This is a genomic window from Aeromonas sobria, assembly GCF_000820145.1.
Lineage (GTDB): Bacteria > Pseudomonadota > Gammaproteobacteria > Enterobacterales > Aeromonadaceae > Aeromonas > Aeromonas sobria.
Genome location: NZ_CDBW01000032.1, coordinates 1 through 17,589 on the forward strand (window position 1 = coordinate 1; position 17,589 = coordinate 17,589).

A 17,589-nucleotide genomic window follows, 5' to 3' on the forward strand; every position below is an offset into this window, starting at 1 on the left:
CGTTCAAGGGGCAACGGGGATTACCTCGCCTGGCTCGGCGTCGTGGAGGGAAAGGCCGAACCCGTGGTACCGGGCCGGATTACATCCCGGTGATAGTGGTGCAGGACCGCGCAGGCCATCATGCGGATTTTCAGCTGGAGCATATGAATGCCGAGACTGTCATCGCGGTGTTGAAGCCGCTGGTGTCACCGGATGCTGTGCTGTGTAGCGATGGCGCGGGCGTGTATGCCAGTTTCAGTAAAGTGCAGGGAGTGACTCATAAGGTGGTGCGCAATCGTCAAGGTGAACGGGTCATGGGGGCATACCACATTCAACATGTAAACGGCTATCACCGTCGGTTGAAAGAGTGGATGGAGCGCTTCCATGGCGTGGCGACGCACTACCTGAGGAATTATCTGGGTTGGCGCAGGATGCTGGAGCGCTACGGGAAAGGAGTGAATATCAAAGCGTGTTTGCATGAGGCGCTGGGGCACCCCATGCAACACGTAATTGGGACATAGCCAAATAAAAGGCCCCAAAAGGGCCTTTTATTAGCGGATATAGTCAAATAGCGTCAAGCGACTTATTTTGCTGAAAGAGAGTTGCGAAGCACTCAGTGCCGCATCCTCTTTTGACAGTGTCGAAATAACCTCATAGAGGTCTGCTTCCGACACTTTCGCTCGTGCACCGGTATTAAGGGTACTTAATCCCTCATTAGAATTCATGACCTGCTCGAGACTATTCATCCGCCCCCCCAACTCCCCCAGGCCATGATCTATATTCAAACGGGAATTTTTCATATGAACTGTTGCATCGGCCACGCGGCTCGCAAAGTTCTCTGCTGAAATATTTGGATCAAGCAAGGCAGTCATGAAATCGGACATTCCGTTTAGCACGTTGTCATTCTTGGGCGGATTAAGGTCAAACTGTTGCACTGCACCACCCGCAGGCTGGTCAAGGGTTAACTCCAGGCCATTGAACGGGATCTTGGTGCCAGGGCTGTAATCACCCGTCTGCAAGGTATTACCACCGCTGTCCTTGATGTCATACGTGTCCGGTGGCCCTATGGTCGTCGATACGGTGTAACTATTGCTGGCCAGTGCCGGGTTATAACTGGATTGATAAAAATTATCAAAATTGCCCTGATCCCCTATGCCAACCTTGATATTGGCACTGACTGCGCTGGCTGTGCGTCTGGTTGCTACAATCTCAAACAAATCCTGACCGGAATCATTAGCGGCGATCTGCACCGTTGAGGAGACCTGAATATTCCGCTGCCCAGTATCACCCTGATAGATGTAATTGCCGTTGGTGTCTTTTACATAAGGCTGGGTTTTACTCTGATTACCACCAAAAATAAATTCACCGGATGAGTTTTTACTATTCATCAAGTCAAACATCTGCTTTTGTAGCCCTTCCAGTTCACTGGCGATGGCTTTGCGGTCATCCAGGCTGATAGAGCCGTTATTGGATTTCTGGATCAGGGTTTGGGCACTTAACATGGCGTTGTTAATTGAAGTCAATACTGTCTCTTCATGCCCCAAACTGTTCTCCAGCAAGCTGCCATTGACCCCATATTGCTTGAAGAGATCGATCTCTTTGGTCAATGCCATCTTCTGGCTCATACCAGCAGGATCTTCGCCCGCAGTTTGAAATTTATTGCCGGTTTGCAACTGTTGATAGGCGGTATTTAGCCGCTCATTGGCGTTGTTGAGGGAATATGTATTCCGGTCGTAGATCATGTTGGTGGTGATGCGCATGACGTTACCTCACGGAAGAGAGCAGTGTATCGAAAATGGTTTTGGCCGTACTGACCACCTGTGCCGAAGCAGCATAAGATTGTTGGAAGCGAATAAGGTTAGCCGCTTCCTCCTCCAGATTGACTCCGGAGACACTTTCATAAATACCCGTGCTCTGAATAAGCTTGGATTCATTGGCCTTAAGCAGTGTTTTGGCTTGGCTGGTATTGTTACCCACCGCCATCACCAATCCGGAATAGGCCTCGTTAAAGGTCATCTTGTCGTTGGTAGTACCGCCATTGGTGCTCTTGCGCACCAGATCTTTGTTCTGCAACTCGGCCAGAGCCAAACCATTGCTGTTATCGGCGAACCCGTTGGTGTTGTAACTGAGCGTGAAGTTATCGCTAGCTTTAGCCGTTCCGGTAATACTGAACTCATAGCCTGGCATCTGTGTTGGGTTTGCATAGACAGCCGTTCCTGCCGGGAAGGGGTTAACGATAGTCGACATCAAATTTTGCCCCTTGCTGCTCGCAGGCGCAGTGCCGATCAAGGTAGTGCCATTGGCTTGGAAGACCTGATAGTTACCACTGGCGTCTATCTTGACCACCTGAGGGGCCGTTGGACTCAGAGCATTGGCACCAAAACCCGACCCGGCACCGGTATTGAATACCCCACCGAGTTTGATGTCGGCGCTACCGACGTTATTGGTGGCCTTTTGGGCTTTCAACGGAGACGCCAAGGCCAAATCTTCCGGCCGGGTGATCAGCTGGCCAAGGCCCGCCGCTGCACTCTTGGTCGGTTGCAGTAACAGTTTATCTCCAGCTGCGGGAGCTCCGGTCAGATCGATCGAAATACCGTGCCCCGCCAGCTCAAAGGTTGTCGGTGGGGTGGCCCCCGTTGCGATAGAGGTACGATTGCCCGACTTGTCCAGCGAGAACACCTCATAACCGGTGGCGCTGTTGAAATGGACTTCATAATCAAGGGGCATCACTGATGTGCCCTTGCCTGGCACAAAACTGACATTAGCTCCGACTGACCCTGTATTGCTGCCGTAAGGTAAGCCTTTGCCGGTTGGCAAGGTGAAGATATCACCGCCAATCTCGTTATCCAGATCCATCCCGAGGCGATTTTGCTGGTTCAGCGCATCGGCCATGGCGATCGCCAGTTGCCCCAGTTCACGCTTGGTCGGCTCCAGATCGGTACGGGCCTTAAACAATCCGCCCACGGCGCCGCCGAAGGTATCATGGTCAATCAATGCCTTGTTGTCCCCCAAGGTCAGCTGCAGCTCCTGATCCCGGGAGTCCGGATCCCCTGCTACCACCTTGAACTGTGCCACGCCGCCATCGAGGATCAGTGAGTGGCCAGTGGTCATATTGACCAGCATGCTGCCATTGGGTTGGGCGACAGTGCGAATATCCATTTTTGCCGATAGCTGCTTGATCGCTTCATCACGCTGATCAAACAGCATCAGGTTCTCTTCTGGCGAGCCTTGAGTACGGATAATGGCTTGATTCAAATCATTAATACTGGTGAGCAGGCTGTTCACCTGCTTGGTTTCATCTTCGATGCGGGTATTGATGGTGTCACTTTGTTTGTCAAACTGGGAGGACAGGGTATGAAAGCGGTTAACCATGCCGCTTAACTCGGTCATGCTGACCTTGCGGCCACCGATATCGGCAGGTGACTCATTGGCGGAGTGAAACGCCTTGAAATAGGAGCTGATCGTCTCGCCGACACTGTTACTCGCATCCCCCAGCAAACTGTCAACGCTGGCAAGTTGGTCATAGTGAGTCATGGAGCCGTAGTAGGCAGAGGTGTCACGACGCACCTCACCCTGCATGTAATTGTTAATTACCCGCTCGGTCACGAGATCACCGGTGCCCAGACCAATCGAATTGGTAAACACCAGCGTACGTTCGCGCACATAGCCCTGGCTATTGACGTTCACTATGTTGTTACTGGTGGTCTGCAGCAGGCGCTGTTGCGCCAACACGCCCGATGTACCAATTCCAAGCAGGTCGCTTGCCATACCTTACAGCTCCATCTCGTTGTATTGGGCAATGGCATCACTGCGCAATACCTGTTTCAGTTTACTGGCGTACTGCGGATCGGTGGCATAACCCGCTTGTTGCAACGCCTCGAAGTAGCGATCCGGGCTATCCACCTTCGTCAGGGCCCCCTTGTAACGAGAACCGGAGGTGAGAAAGTCCACATAGTCGTTGAAGCTCTCTTCAAATGACTCATAGGAGCGAAATGCCGCTTTCTGGCGGGAGGCGACACCCTCTTCATATTCCAGGGTGCTGACCACTGCTTTGGGCCCTTCCCAGCGAGGATCTGCCTTGATGCCAAACAGGTTATGGGTCATCTGGCCGTCACCATCCTTGATCACTCGTTTGCCCCAGCCACTTTCTAATGCCGCTTGGGCGACCAGTACCGCCGGGCTCAATCCCAACTTGTCGGCCGCTTTCTTGGCCAGCGGCATCAGGCGATTGACGAACTCTTCCGGGGTATCAAACTCTTTGCTACCACTGCCAGGGGCCGTGCCCGCTTCGCTGGCGGGGTGTCCCATCGGCGGTACGCTGCGATGTGGCCGACTGGGCATGGCGAGCCCATGGGGCACAGCCATCTCTTTCTCAGCAAAATCTTTGCCAACTTTTGACGCAGTGATCAATTCATCTGCGGCGGCCTTGGGTGGTTCGTAGGGTTTATAGACCCGTTCGGTGCGCTGCGGCATCTTTAGCACCCGACCATCCTGGTGAGTAAACGCCTCCGGGGAGAATTGCTTGACGACCATCTGGGCCAACCCCAATCCGCCCTTGCTGGACAGGTCGGCAACCCGTTGCTCATCCAGCATACCTTCATAAAACTGGGTATAACTGCTGTTCATCGGGTTGTCCTGGGTCAGTACCGCATTGGCCTGACGCATGCCCTGAAACAGCATCTGGGTAAAGATTGACTCGAACTGACGCGACGCACTCTGGAGGGCTTCGGCCTGTCCCTCTTTGCTTTGGCTCATCTGGCGCAGACGATCCAGGTTCTTGATGTCCTGCACCATCCCGAGATTCATGCCGCTGTTGGTGTCAAACTCCGCCATTTTGCTTACCTCATTGCCACCCATGGCAATCACTTGCCGCTTGTTACAATATGACCAGTTGTCCTTCGATGGCGCCGGCCTGTTGCAACGCCTCAAGGATCGCCATCAAATCACCGGGGGCCACCCCGACCTGATTCACCGCCCGCACCAGATCATCCAGGGTCGCACCGGTATCAAACTTGAACATCCGCCCCGGCTCCTGTTGCACATTGATAGTCGAGTTGTTGGTGACGGTCGTCTCTCCTCCCGCCAATGGATTTGGCTGGGAGACCTGCTGGTTTTCGGCGATGGTCACCGTTAGCCCACCATGGCTGATGGCCGCGGGTTTGAGCTTGACCTGACTGCCGATCACGATGGTGCCGGTACGGGAGTTGACGATGATCTTGGCTGCTTCATTGGCCGGATCGACTTCAAGATTCTCGATAGTGGCCAGATAAGCCACCCGCTGGCTCGGATCGCGCGGTGCGTAAACCTTGATCGAGGTGGCGTCGAGTGCCTGCGCCATGTTGGGGCCGATCAGGTCATTGACCACATCAGCCAAGCGACGGGCAGTGGTAAAATCGGGACGATTGAGGTTGAAGGTAATGGTGTCGCCCTGACTGAAGGAGTTGGGCACCTCCCGCTCCACAGTCGCGCCATTGGCGATACGTCCAACTGTCGGCGTATTGACGACCACCTTGGAACCGTCAGCCCCTTCAGCCCCCAAACCACCGACCACCAGACTGCCTTGTGCCACGGCATATACCCGCCCATCAAGCCCCTTCAAAAAGCTTTGCAGCAAGGTACCGCCGCGCAGGCTCTTGGCTTCCCCGATGGCAGAAACCGTCACATCAATGGTCTGGCCCGGCTTGGAGAAGGGGGGCAAGTCGGCATGAATCGCCACCGGTGCCACATCCTTGATCTTGGGCTTGATGTTGTCCGGTACCTTGATGCCAAAGTTATTGAGCATGGTGCGGAACGTTTGTTCGGTAAAGGCGTTGTTCTTCTCGCCAGTACCGGGCAGACCGACCACCAGACCATAGCCAATCAGCTGGTTGTTGCGCACCCCATCAACCGAACTGATGTCCTTGATCCGGGCCGCGTTTGCCGCCCCCAAGGGCAGCAGACAGCAGAGCAGGGTAACGAGACGGAGTGACTTCATAACATCTCCTAGAGCGGCCACCAGGGGCCATTGAAAAAGCTGGTAAGCCACCCTTGCTCCTGGCTATTGGCCAGATCGCCGGTACCACCATAGTAAATTCGGGCATTGGCCACCTTCTGTGACGAGACACTGTTATCCGAGGTCACATCGCCAGGACGGATGAGGCCGGTAATGCGGATGTACTCATTACCATTGTTGAGCATGATCCACTTCTCACCGCGTACGACCAGATTGCCGTTGGGCAGCACCTTGGCCACGCTGACTGAAATATTACCCTGCAGGCTGTTGCTCTGATCCGCCTTGGCTTGGCCCTTGAACGCGCTGTTTTGACCAATAGAGGCAGAGAGGTCGTAGGGGCTGGCGGTTACTGACACGCCGCCCAGCTTGACTGGATCCAGATTGAACTTGTTGTCCTTGCCACTCTGGGTATTGGCCTTTTTCGAGGCGGAGGTCGATTCCGACAGTTCGATGGTGATGATGTCGCCTACCTTGTGCGCCTTGATATCCGAATAGATGCCATTGACCTGATCCGGCTGAAAAATGGCCCCTGTCGGTCGCACCGAGACAGGATCCGACTCCCCGTAGACCGGGGAGAATTCGGGATCATCCGGCCTGGGCGTATTGGGGGTACTGCTACACCCTCCCAGCACCAGCAATCCCAGCATCCATACGGCTTTCATCATGCGCCTCCTAATTAGGTACGCTGGATCAGGAAGGACATCATGCCATCCACTGCCGAGAGAACCTTGGAGTTCATCTCGTACACCCGCTGGGCCTGGATCAGGTTCACCAGCTCTTCGGTCACGTTGACGTTGGAGGTCTCCAGCATCCCCTGCTTGATCACCCCCAGACCATCCGCCCCGGCAACCCCCTGAATCGCGGCTCCACTGGATTGGGTCTCGACAAACATGTTCTCCCCCATCGGCTGCAAGCCGCTGGCGTTGACAAAGTCGGAGATATTGACCTGCCCCACCACCTGTGAGGCGCCGTCTCCTTTGAGCTGCACCGAGACCTGACCATCTTCACCCACCGTGACACTCTGGGCGTTTTCCGGGATCTGGATTTCCGGCTGCAGAGGGTAACCATTACCAGGGGTGACAATGGTGCCTTCATCATTGAGGGTAAACTGGCCATTACGGGTATAAGCAGCGCTGCCATCGGGCAGCTGAATTTCAAAGTAGCCGCGGCCACTGATCATCAGATCCAGCGAATTGTCGGTGGTTTGCACGTTGCCCTGACTGTGGTTTTTTTGGGTCGCTACCACCTTGGCTCCCGCTCCCAGCATCAAGCCGGAGGGAAGTTCAGTATCGGCAGAGGAACGGCCACCGGGCTGATTGATGTTCTGATAAAGCAGATCTTCGAAGATGGCCCGCGACTTTTTGAAGCCCACGGTGCTGGCGTTCGCCAGGTTGTTGGAGGTGACCGAAATATTGGTCTGCTGTGCATCCAACCCGGTCTTGCTGATCCAGAGTGCAGGATTCATGGTGTAACTCCTTGATTAGCTGATACGCAGCAGCTGGGTTTGGGCTTCATCATTCTCTTCGGCCGTCTTCATTATTTTGACCTGGGTTTCGAACTGGCGTTGCAACCGGATCAGGTTGGTCATCTCGTCCACCACATTGACGTTGCTCCCTTCAAGAGAGCCGGCAATCAAGCCAACATTGGCTGAGGCGGCTTCATTTTGACCATCCTTGCGGCGAAACAGACCATCCTGTCCCTTCTCCACGGCATCAGCAGCCGGATTGACCAGTTTTATCCGCTGAAAATCTTCCGGCAAGTTGGCGGCAGCCCCTTCTGGGCGGCCACTGATGGTTCCGTCACGATTGATCTCGAGTTTTTCCATCGGCATCGGCAGCACGATAGGTTGGCCACCGTCATCCACCAGGTTCAACCCGGTCGACGTTTGCAAATTGCCGGTCGCATTGACCTGCAAATTCCCCATGCGGGTATAGGCTTCGCCCCCTTTGGGGTCTTGCACCGCAATCCAACCCGGGCCATCAACTGCCACGTCGAGATCCCGTCCGGTGGTCATCAGCATGCCATGCTGCAGATTTTGACCAGGACGCTCCGCCATGGCGAACACACGAGTTGGCAAGCCCTCGCCAAACGCCTGCATGCTTCTTGCCTGCTCAAAGTCAGACTTGAAACCCGTGGTATTGGCATTGGCGAGGTTGTTACCCCGAACAGCCAAGCTGTTCATGGTCTCTTTGGCCCCGGACATGGCGATATAAAGCAGGTGATCCATGGCATTCTCCGTCAAACAGATGACTCTGACCGGAAGAAAGCAATTAGAATGCCAACAGATGAGTGGAGGAGTGTAATAAGTGGGGGCAGGGGGATTTCTGATGTACGGAAGGATAGAAAGAGTGGCGTATCCTGCAGATTGATTCCTGCAAGCAGCTCAAGCAACAGAGGTGATGCGCCCTGAACCCTTCTACCTTCACGGCCTAGCCACAATCAGATGCAGATGGCAAGTCTCGTCAGAGAGGCCGTGCCAGAAGAAATCAGTTAATGCCTATATCAAAGGCGCCACTCGGCCTTGTTCCCCAATATATGAGAATCGAGTAAGACCCATACTCGGTCAGAGATATCGTGGCAATGAGTGCAGGTGTTGTCATGTAGCTGTACATAGTTACGTTGACGAGGCCGATAGGGTAGTGAAATGGACGACAGCCCCTAGAAGAAGTTGGCGAGGCTGATGCCAAATTCTTTGGGATCGACGGTGTTTTCGATGCTCTCCTGCACACCTGACTTGGCCAAGTCCAGCCACTGCACATCGAGGTAGTGGCGCTGGGTAGCGTGATAGATCACCTTGACCATAGGTTTGAGCGGCTGCTGCTCGTTGCGCTGCATTACGATGGCCAATCGCTGGTTGGAAAGTTGCACCAGCGTTCCTACCGGATAGACCCCCATGCACTTGATGAACTTGGTCACCAGTTCGGCATCGAAGTGCTGATTGATCCCCTTGAGCAGGATGCGGAAGGCTTGGGTTGGCTGCATGCCAGCCTTGTAGACCCGATCCGCGGTGATGGCATCATAGACATCGACGATGCCGCTCAGGCGGGTATAGAGGGAGAGTTGATCGCCTTTGAGCCGCTGTGGGTAACCGGTGCCATCGAGCCGCTCGTGATGGTTGGCGGCCACCTCCAGCATGGTGGGGGTGATGCCCGGAGTATTGCTGAGGATCTCGTAACTATGCACCACATGCTGGCGCATGATGGCGAACTCCTCATCGGTCAGTTTGCCCGGTTTGTTGAGCACCTCGTCCGGGGTCATGATCTTGCCCACGTCGTGCAGCAGGCCCCCCAGGGTCAGCTCTTTGAGCACACTACGCTCCAGCCCCAGATAGCGGCCGAAGTTGGCGAGCAGAATGGCTACGTTCATGGAGTGCTCCATCAGGTAGGCATCCTTGGCGCGAATGCGAGCCAGACAGAGCATGGCATCGCCATGGGTGAACATGGTGTCCACCATCTCCTCGGCCACAGCGGCCAGCGGGGTGATGTCGATGGGTTCACCCGCTTTGAGGTGGCGAATGAATTTGCCCTGTAGCTCGCGTGCCTCCTGATAAAGACGGCGGATCTTCAGCTCCCGCCCTTCGCTGTTGGCACTGGCCCTGCGTCCCACTTGAGCGCTATTGGCATTGAGGTCGGGGGAGGTAACGGCTTCGCTCTCAGCACTGCCCAGTTTGCTGCGGGCCAGATCGATGCGCACCGTCAGCACCCCCTGTCGCACCAGATTGGCAATTTGCGCCACATTCGTCACCATTCCCATCTGGGCGATCTCCATTCCACCGGTCTGGCTGGCGATAGCAATAACATACATGCCGGGTTTCAGCTGGTTGACGGGGATCACGGGATAGGATGCTTGGGACTTCATGGATTTTTCCTGGCGTTTATTATTATGAGCATCGATCAGATGAGGTATTAGTGAGAAGTGTAACATTGGAAGCCCAGATCGTCATGATGGGTAACCCCTTAACAGTGGCGTTGTGGCCGCCGCCCGATATAATGACGCCCCTTTACTTGTTGGACCTGAGGTTGTGAATGCGGCTTGATAAATTTCTTTGCGATTGTTCTGATTTGACCCGCTCGCTTGCCGGCAAACTGATCCGTCAGGGTGAGGTCATGGTGGATGGCATTGTGGTCAAGCAACCCGCTTTTCATATCAATGAGCAGAGCCAGATCGAATTTGACGGTGTCACCTTGATGCTAGAGCAGCGCAACCGCTATTTCATGCTGCACAAACCGGTCGGTTACGTCTGTTCAAATGAAGACCCTGATCACCCGACAGTGTTTTTCCTGATGGATGAGCCTGCGATGGGCAAACTGCATGTGGTTGGGCGACTCGATCTCGACACCACGGGTCTGGTGCTGGTGACCGATGATGGTAAATGGTCCCACCGCATCACATCGCCGCGCCACGAGTGTGCCAAGACTTATCACGTCTGGCTGGCCGACCCGGTGAGCCCGGATGCCATCGAGCTGTTTGCCGAAGGTGTATTCCTGCGCAATGAGGATGACAAAACTCGTCCTGCCCAGCTTGAAATTCTCGATGAGTGCGAGGCCAGACTGACCATCCACGAAGGCAAGTACCATCAGGTCAAGCGCATGTTTGCCTCGATCGGCAACAAGGTGGTGGGCCTGCATCGTGAGCAAATTGGTAGCCTGGTGCTCGATGATGCGCTGGCGCCGGGTGACTATCGCGAACTCACTGCTGAGGAGATCGCGCTGTTCTGATTGCGCGTGCCTTATCGGGTTTCAGTGACCGCTGAAACCCAGTACCAGCGCGGTGCCCAGGGTGGCAATCAGGGCGCCAGCCCAAGCGGCAATGGATGGCCGCTCCCCCGAGTGCCACCACAACAGCGGCAGCAGTAGCACGGGAGTGGAGGAGGAGAGAATGGCCACCATGCCGACCTCGCCCTTACGCAAGGCCATCAGGATCAGGGTCATACCCAGCCCCATCGCCAGAAAACCGTTGGTGGCAATCATGGCAAGGATCTGGCGATTGACCGGTTTGAGCGGCATGGCCAGCGGCAAGCGCCCCAGCCGCAGGACGCAGTGGGCCAGCAGGGCACTGCCCATCCGGATACCCGATGCACTCACCGCATCCACCTCGCCACTCATCATCACCGGTTTGGCGATAATGGCCCCCAGACTCTGACAAAGCGCCGCCGTCAGGCCAAGACCAATCCCCAGCGCCAGATTGCCCCGGATCTGCTCCCACTCGTTGCTGCTACTGCGTCTGCCAAACAGGATCGCCAGCATTACGCCGGCAAACACCAGCATGGCCCCCAACAGTCGCCAACCAGTGAGTGTTTCGTTAAACAGCCAGAGCCCGAGCAGGGCAGAAAACAGCGCATGACAGGAGAAGAGCAGGGCACTGCGTCTTGGCCCCAACCGGTTCATGCAGGCAAACAGCGCCGTATCGCCAACAAAAATGCCGATCAGCCCCGAGATGGCAAGCAAGGGCAGTGCACTGGCAGTGAGTGTTTGCCAGCCACCAGTGAGCAGACTCACGCTGCCGAGCATGAGGCTGACCAGAAACATACGCCAGCGGCTGTAGGCAAATGCCCCCAGATGACGGGCCGGTTTGACCGAAATTAGCGCCGCAACTGCCCATAAACTGGCCGAACCCAGTGCCAGCCACTCATACCCCATAAAAACTCCTGAAAAAAATAGCCCGAAAGACTCCATCTCTCGGGCAAGCCCGATACAATACGGGGCGTTTTCGGGGATAACAAGAGCGGCATCAGGCATTCATCAGGCGCGCCCTCGGCCTTCCCCTCCTGCAGTGGTTTTATTCGAGGTTTTATCATGAGGTATGGTTTCTTCCCCAAGCTGGCGCAACGCTGGCTTTCCCCGCTATTGCTTGCCGTGTTGGCAGGGCCCTTGGCCCATGCAACTACAGTCGAGCAGCAGCCTCTGCTTGCTGATCGGCAAACCCTGATCAAGGGTAATGGCGGTGAGCCGGAGTCGCTGGATCCTGCGCTGGTGCGATCCGGTTTCCCGGGGGAGGCGGTACTGGTCGATCTGTTTGAAGGACTGGTCAGCGACGATGGGCAAGGGCATATCGTTCCGGCGCAGGCGCAGCGCTGGGAGATGAGTGAGGATGGACTGGAGTGGCGATTCTTCCTGCGTCCCCAGCTGAAGTGGTCCAATGGCGACCCTTTGGTTGCCGCTGATTTTGTCTATGCTTGGCGCCGTCTGCTCGATCCGGCAATGGGTTCCCCTTCCGCTGAGCTGTTGCTGGCGACTGGCATCAACAACGGCCAATCCATTTATGCGGGGGCACTGGAACTTGACAACCTGGGGATTGAAGCGCAAAGCGATCAGATCCTGAAAATCACCCTGGAACGACCCTCCCCCTATTTCCTGCAGCTGATCAGCCAGCGCCCCTTCGTGCCGGTTAGCCAGAAGGCGATAGCCAAGTTTGGCAAGCAGTGGACGGCGCCAGGCAAACTGGTGAGCAATGGTGCTTACCGGTTAGTACAATGGGTACCTCATGAGCGGCTTGAAGCTGAGCGTAATATCCAATACTGGGACGATCTCCATACCCGGATTGCCCGGGTCACCTATCTGCCAATCGCCTCGCAGCATGCGGAACGGCTGCGCTATGAGGCCGGCGAAATCCAGCTGACCAACAAGGTATCGCTCGGCTATTACCAGAAGATGAAGCGCGAATTCCCGGAGCGGCTTTGGGGTTTGCCGCTGTTTGGTACCTATCTCTACGCCTTCAATCTGAAGCGCCCCGAACTGCAGGATGTGCGGGTGCGTCAGGCGCTCTCCATGGCGATTGATCGGCAGCAGCTTATTGGCTCGGTGAGCGGGCAGGATGAGCTGGCGGCATGGTCGCTGTTGCCGGAGATGCCGGGTTATCCGCGGGTGGTCCTGCCCGTGGCCCTGGAGGATATGCCGACCCGGCAGGCCAAAGCGGCAGCACTGCTGTCAGCGGCGGGGTATAACAGTGCGAATCCGCTAAAACTGAGCATTACCTACAACACCGCCGAGACCCACAAGAAGATGGCGCAGGCTATCGCGGCCATGTGGCAGAAGCTGGGGGTGCAGGTCACCCTCAACCATCTGGAGTGGGGGGGTTATCAGATGGCCAAGGATAGTGGTGACTTCCAGGTCGCCAGAAGCTTCCTGTTTGGCGATTACGTGGAGCCGTCAGCCATGCTGGGGAGTTTCCGTTGCCAGGATCTGCGCAACGAGAGTGGTTACTGCAATGCCGATTTTGATCTGTTGCTGGAGCAGGCTGGCAACACGCTGGACAGCGCGAGCCGAGTCGAACTCTATCGACATGCCGAGCAGTTGCTGCTTGAGGAGGTGCCGATCCTTCCCGTGTATCATTACAATCAGATGAGGCTGGTCGATCCCACACTACGTGGGCTGCCTAGCGAGAGTTTGAGAGGGACGATTGCCACCAAGGATCTCTATTTCAGCCAGCAGTGAGGAGCATTGAATGAAACTTGCCATTATTTCCGACATCCACGGCAGCATCATTGCGCTGGAGCGGGTGCTGACCCTGCTTGAGCCATGGCAGCCCGATCACTACCTGCTGCTCGGTGATCTGCTCAATCATGGGCCGCGTAACCCTCTGCCTGAAGGGTATAACCCGCCAGCCGTGGCCGATCGGCTCAATGAGTTGGCTTCGCAGATCATCGCCGTGCGTGGCAACTGTGATTCTGAAGTGGATCAGATGTTATTGCGTTTCCCCATCACCGCCCCCTACAACCAGCTGCTGGTCGATGAACGGCGCTGGTTTGTCAGCCACGGCCATCTCTATCATCCTGACGAGGTACAACTGCCGCCGGGTAGTCTGTTCCTGAGCGGCCATACCCATGTACCGGTATTGGAATGGCAGGGTGAGCGAGTATTGATGAATCCGGGTTCAATCTGTTTTCCGCGCGGCGAATTGCCTGCCAGTTATGGTAGCTATGAGGCCGGGGTGCTTCGAGTGAATGCGTGTGAGGATGGACGAGAGTTGCTGCGATTGGCGCTATAAAAAACGGACAGAAAAATGCAAGGCCTGATAAGAGATGTCAGGCCTTGATACCGTAGGAACGGGTGCCAGAGCGAGTGTTGCCTTTGGCGTCATAGGTCAGGCTGTTGCGATCGCGCAGCTGACTCAGAAAGGTTGCCAGACGACGGTTGGAGACGATGCTCAGTTCAAGCAGCCGACCGTTGATATCATTTTGTGCTTGGCATGCATCCAGTTTTTCACGCAGCTGCGTCATCTCATCGGGATAGGCTGCCAGCTGTAGTGCCAGTTCCGGCATCTCTGCCAGCGTCTTGTCCAGGGTTTCTATCGCAGCAAGCAACAGCTGTTTGCGCTCGGTCAGTGCAGGCAGGGCCAGTGCCTGATGCTGCTCGAGCAAGCGGAACTCCTCTTCCAGAATGCCTTGCATCTGGGTGAGGTAATCATCTTGGGTGTGCAGTAACGAAGGTAAGTCCATCATCTAAGAACGTTGTCCAGATTAGCTTCAAAACTGAACATCTTCTTGGCTACTGCATCGCTATTGACCTGATATTCGCCACTCGCGACGGCTTTTTTCAGTTGTTCGACCTTGCTTTCATTACCGGTAGACGCGGTATTGAGGGTCTGTTGCATCTTTTGCAATTGTTGCGCCTCACTGGTCAAGGAGACTGAGTCCAGCTTGACAGTAGCCGCTTTGTTTTCGGGCGATGAGGTGACTGACTTGCTGCCTGTCCCCTGGCTGTTACCGGTATTTTGCAACCGATTATTCGCCAAGTTGTTGATATTGTTGATGGCCATTTTAGTTACCTTCGTCTGCTTTAAGGTTTGCTTACCTGTTTATCGGTGCAGCAGGTCAGAACTTTAGAAAAATTATCGAACATCTGGCATTAGAAAGTGATCGATACAGCACCAACACCACTTACTTTACCCTCAACGGTTTTGCCGGATCGAATATTGACGAGTTTGATGATCTCTCCGAAGCTGCCATCTTGCAAGGCTCGGGCCATGGTTTTGATCTGGAAGTTGTTGTTTTCTGCTGTCAGGGTGACCTGATCCCCTTTGCATACCACACACACCTGGCTCAAACGGATGGGCTGCCCCGGTTTGATTTCGCGTTTGCTACGTACCCCTATGAGTGGGGTGGGGTCGGTCAGATAGTCGCCACGGATCAGGGTTTGATCCTGATAGGCAAGTATAAGTTGCGGCTCGGTCAGCAGATCCCCTTTAGCAATAGGGTTGGCGACGGTGACATAGGGTTTTTGAATGCTAACCCGTACAGGCAAATAGACATCCCAAGGTTTGTCTTCTTCACACTTAAGGTAAACAGTTGTATTTCGACGAATTTCCATTTTAGCGGGTAAGCTGATGGTTAATCGGTCTTCGCAGCGGGTCAGTGGGAGCCGTTCATCCAGCGTTGCCGAGGTGACATCAGCCCTGGCATCCAAGGGCACTTCTAGCTGGCCATAAACGAACTCTTGCGCTTTTTCTTGCAGATAGGTGGTGACGTCCGAGGCATAGCTGGAAGAGATGCTACCTAAAAAGAGGCTGATGAGTAAAAGACGGTTAATCATTTTCGCTCGTTGGTCGATAAGTTGTTCACGCATATCACCATATTTAACTATGATTGCTTCAGAATCTGTTTGTGGTCACATCGATAGTCTGATGCAATCCATTACGCATGCATGATTAATGCCAAGCGTCTTTTAGGGAGTGTTTATGGCCAGTATCCTGGACTCGGTCAACCAACGTACCCAGCTAGTGGGGCAAAACCGGCTGGAGTTATTGTTATTTCGTCTCAATGGACGTCAAAGATTTGGCATTAACGTATTTAAAGTACGTGAGGTGTTGCAATGTCCGCATTTGACCGTGATGCCCAAGTTGAACTCCTGCATTCGCGGGGTTGCCCATATTCGTGGCCAGACTATTTCTGTCATCGACCTCAGCATGGCGGTGGGTAAGCGCCCGATTGAAGATTTGAGCAAGTGCTTCATCATTATCTCTGAGTACAACCGATCTGTTCAGGGTTTTCTGGTGCACTCGGTCGAGCGCATCATCAATATGAATTGGGAATCCATCTTGCCGCCTCCTAAAGGGGCTGGCCGTATCAACTACATGACCGCAGTCACTGAGGTCGATGGTGAGCTGGTAGAGATCCTGGATGTTGAGCGGATCCTCAACGAAATTTCTCCGGTATCTACTGAAGTAAGCCAAGAGTTGGTGGAAGCCAGTTCCGATCATCCGACTTTGGGGCGCCCTGTGCTGGTTGCAGATGACTCGTCTGTCGCGCGTAAACAGGTGCAACGTGCACTTGCAGCGATTGGGGTTGAGTGTGTGCTGGCAAAAGATGGTCGGGAAGCGTTAAACATGCTGCTGGAAATGGCCAAGAATGGCCCTATCAAGGATCAGATTGCGCTGGTGATTTCAGATATCGAAATGCCGGAAATGGATGGTTATACCTTTACTGCCGAGATCCGGAATAATCCAAATCTCAAGGATTTGCATGTTATTCTGCATACATCCCTCAGTGGGGTATTTAACCAGGCAATGGTGCAGAAAGTCGGTGCGAACAACTTCATCGCCAAGTTTCAACCGGATGAGTTGGCCAAAGCCGTACAAAACGCACTCTAATAAAGAAGAATCGCTGCATGAAGACACTTTCGGACGACTTATACAAACAGTTCAGCAACTTTCTGGCGGTACAGAGCGGGATCGTGCTGGGTGATAACAAACAGTATCTGGTGAAGAGCCGTCTTTCACCTTTGATGGCGCAGTTTGGCATCGAGAGTTTGTCTGATCTGGTCACTCGTGCAATGAGTGTACGAGAGCGTGACTTGAAAATGGCGGTGGTTGATGCCATGACCACCAACGAGACCCTTTGGTTTCGTGATACCTATCCGTTTCAGTTACTGACCGATAAAATTTTCCCAGAGTTGGGAAAAAGTGGTCGTCCCATCAAGATCTGGTCTGCTGCGTCATCATCCGGGCAGGAGCCCTACTCAATTGCCATGACAGCTATTGAGCAACAGATGAAAAAACCCGGCACCTTGCCTGGTGGCGTGCAGATTGTGGGAACGGATATTTCGACAACTATGTTGAACCAGTGCAAGGAGGGTGTCTATGACAGCCTGGCCTTGGCTCGGGGGTTGTCACCAGAGCGCAAAAAAATGTTTTTTGAGCCCTATGGTGATAGCAAGATGCGCGTAGTTGAGCGAGTCAGAAAATTGACCACTTTCCGGCCAATAAATCTGCTGGAAAGTTACAGCTTGCTCGGAAAATTTGACATTATTTTTTGTCGTAATGTGCTTATCTACTTTGCTCCGGATGTGAAGTCGAAGATCCTCAACCAGTTTGCCAGCAGCCTTAACCCTGGTGGTTATCTGATGCTGGGTGCGTCAGAATCATTGGCCGGCCTGACCGACAGATTCGAGATGATCCGTTGTAATCCAGGGATCGTTTATAAGGTTAAATAGGCCCGGTAACCGCGTAATCTGAGGGTTGTCTAGACCCTTACTGTGATACCAGAGGGAAGCATTTTGCTTCCCTCTTTCTTTATGTTTGACCTCAGAATCACGTCGATACAGGTGAAAAATGAGGATCGGCTCTCCCCTTTATAGGGTCGGTTCCTGCGATCTTTTCGCTATATCAGGCGCTGCTATTTC

General features: G+C 54.3%; 18 protein-coding genes. 6 read left to right on the forward strand and 12 right to left on the reverse strand.

The window, feature by feature from the left end; translation table 11 throughout:
• On the forward strand, positions 1 to 500 hold a 500-nt coding region (locus BN1135_RS13795), incomplete at its 5' end, for an IS1595 family transposase (RefSeq protein ID WP_042022013.1).
• A 30-nt stretch (positions 501 to 530) separates the two neighbouring features.
• On the opposite strand, the gene flgL is transcribed toward BN1135_RS13795, so the two are convergent.
• The 8 genes from flgL to BN1135_RS13835 form a co-directional block, all read right to left on the reverse strand.
• Complete coding sequence (gene flgL, locus BN1135_RS13800; protein ID WP_042022015.1) at positions 531 to 1,739, reverse strand: flagellar hook-associated protein FlgL; 1,209 nt, start codon at positions 1,737 to 1,739, stop codon at positions 531 to 533.
• 4 nt (positions 1,740 to 1,743) lie between these two features.
• Complete coding sequence (locus BN1135_RS13805; protein WP_042022018.1) at positions 1,744 to 3,747, reverse strand: FlgK family flagellar hook-associated protein; 2,004 nt, start codon at positions 3,745 to 3,747, stop codon at positions 1,744 to 1,746.
• A 3-nt stretch (positions 3,748 to 3,750) separates the two neighbouring features.
• Complete coding sequence (gene flgJ / locus BN1135_RS13810; RefSeq protein ID WP_042022504.1) at positions 3,751 to 4,812, reverse strand: flagellar assembly peptidoglycan hydrolase FlgJ; 1,062 nt, start codon at positions 4,810 to 4,812, stop codon at positions 3,751 to 3,753.
• A 43-nt stretch (positions 4,813 to 4,855) separates the two neighbouring features.
• Positions 4,856 to 5,953 (reverse strand): flagellar basal body P-ring protein FlgI, encoded by a 1,098-nt coding sequence (locus tag BN1135_RS13815; protein ID WP_042022020.1) that lies wholly within the window; start codon positions 5,951 to 5,953, stop codon positions 4,856 to 4,858.
• An 8-nt stretch (positions 5,954 to 5,961) separates the two neighbouring features.
• Entirely contained in the window at positions 5,962 to 6,633 is a 672-nt protein-coding gene (gene flgH / locus BN1135_RS13820) for a flagellar basal body L-ring protein FlgH (protein WP_042022022.1), read from the reverse strand.
• A 14-nt stretch (positions 6,634 to 6,647) separates the two neighbouring features.
• The gene (gene flgG, locus BN1135_RS13825) at positions 6,648 to 7,436 is read right to left on the reverse strand and encodes a flagellar basal-body rod protein FlgG (RefSeq protein ID WP_042022024.1); all 789 of its coding nucleotides are present in this window, start codon (positions 7,434 to 7,436) and stop codon (positions 6,648 to 6,650) included.
• A gap of 15 nt (positions 7,437 to 7,451) precedes the next feature.
• Complete coding sequence (gene flgF, locus BN1135_RS13830; RefSeq protein ID WP_042022025.1) at positions 7,452 to 8,198, reverse strand: flagellar basal-body rod protein FlgF; 747 nt, start codon at positions 8,196 to 8,198, stop codon at positions 7,452 to 7,454.
• A gap of 431 nt (positions 8,199 to 8,629) precedes the next feature.
• Positions 8,630 to 9,829: an HD-GYP domain-containing protein gene (locus BN1135_RS13835; RefSeq protein ID WP_042022027.1), complete on the reverse strand. Its 1,200-nt coding sequence runs from the start codon at positions 9,827 to 9,829 to the stop codon at positions 8,630 to 8,632.
• 167 nt (positions 9,830 to 9,996) lie between these two features.
• Between BN1135_RS13835 and rsuA the strand changes: the two genes are divergently transcribed.
• Positions 9,997 to 10,689: a 16S rRNA pseudouridine(516) synthase RsuA gene (rsuA, locus tag BN1135_RS13840; RefSeq protein ID WP_042022029.1), complete on the forward strand. Its 693-nt coding sequence runs from the start codon at positions 9,997 to 9,999 to the stop codon at positions 10,687 to 10,689.
• 21 nt (positions 10,690 to 10,710) lie between these two features.
• Here rsuA and BN1135_RS13845 read toward each other — a convergent pair whose 3' ends face one another.
• The gene (locus tag BN1135_RS13845) at positions 10,711 to 11,610 is read right to left on the reverse strand and encodes a DMT family transporter (protein WP_042022031.1); all 900 of its coding nucleotides are present in this window, start codon (positions 11,608 to 11,610) and stop codon (positions 10,711 to 10,713) included.
• Between the two features lie 156 nt (positions 11,611 to 11,766).
• Here BN1135_RS13845 and BN1135_RS13850 point away from each other — a divergent pair, with 156 nt between their 5' ends.
• Together BN1135_RS13850 and yfcE are read left to right on the forward strand one after the other, a co-directional pair.
• Positions 11,767 to 13,404 carry a peptide ABC transporter substrate-binding protein gene (locus BN1135_RS13850; protein ID WP_042022033.1) on the forward strand — a complete coding sequence of 546 codons (1,638 nt, stop codon included), beginning with the start codon at positions 11,767 to 11,769 and terminating at the stop codon, positions 13,402 to 13,404.
• Between the two features lie 10 nt (positions 13,405 to 13,414).
• Positions 13,415 to 13,957, forward strand: a complete 543-nt coding sequence (yfcE, locus tag BN1135_RS13855; protein WP_042022036.1) for a phosphodiesterase — start codon at positions 13,415 to 13,417, stop codon at positions 13,955 to 13,957.
• 37 nt (positions 13,958 to 13,994) lie between these two features.
• Here the strand turns inward: yfcE and BN1135_RS13860 are convergent, their stop codons facing one another.
• The 3 genes from BN1135_RS13860 to flgA form a co-directional block, all read right to left on the reverse strand.
• Positions 13,995 to 14,411: a flagella synthesis protein FlgN gene (locus tag BN1135_RS13860; protein WP_042022039.1), complete on the reverse strand. Its 417-nt coding sequence runs from the start codon at positions 14,409 to 14,411 to the stop codon at positions 13,995 to 13,997.
• Positions 14,408 to 14,728 (reverse strand): flagellar biosynthesis anti-sigma factor FlgM, encoded by a 321-nt coding sequence (gene flgM / locus BN1135_RS13865; RefSeq protein WP_042022041.1) that lies wholly within the window; start codon positions 14,726 to 14,728, stop codon positions 14,408 to 14,410. Before flgM ends, BN1135_RS13860 begins: the two co-directional genes overlap by 4 nt.
• A gap of 89 nt (positions 14,729 to 14,817) precedes the next feature.
• The gene (gene flgA / locus BN1135_RS13870; protein WP_082186813.1) at positions 14,818 to 15,501 is read right to left on the reverse strand and encodes a flagellar basal body P-ring formation chaperone FlgA; all 684 of its coding nucleotides are present in this window, start codon (positions 15,499 to 15,501) and stop codon (positions 14,818 to 14,820) included.
• 145 nt (positions 15,502 to 15,646) lie between these two features.
• Between flgA and BN1135_RS13875 the strand changes: the two genes are divergently transcribed.
• Positions 15,647 to 16,558: a chemotaxis protein CheV gene (locus BN1135_RS13875; RefSeq protein ID WP_042022043.1), complete on the forward strand. Its 912-nt coding sequence runs from the start codon at positions 15,647 to 15,649 to the stop codon at positions 16,556 to 16,558.
• 17 nt (positions 16,559 to 16,575) lie between these two features.
• Positions 16,576 to 17,400: a CheR family methyltransferase gene (locus BN1135_RS13880; RefSeq protein WP_042022045.1), complete on the forward strand. Its 825-nt coding sequence runs from the start codon at positions 16,576 to 16,578 to the stop codon at positions 17,398 to 17,400.
• Positions 17,401 to 17,589: the final 189 nt, after the last annotated feature.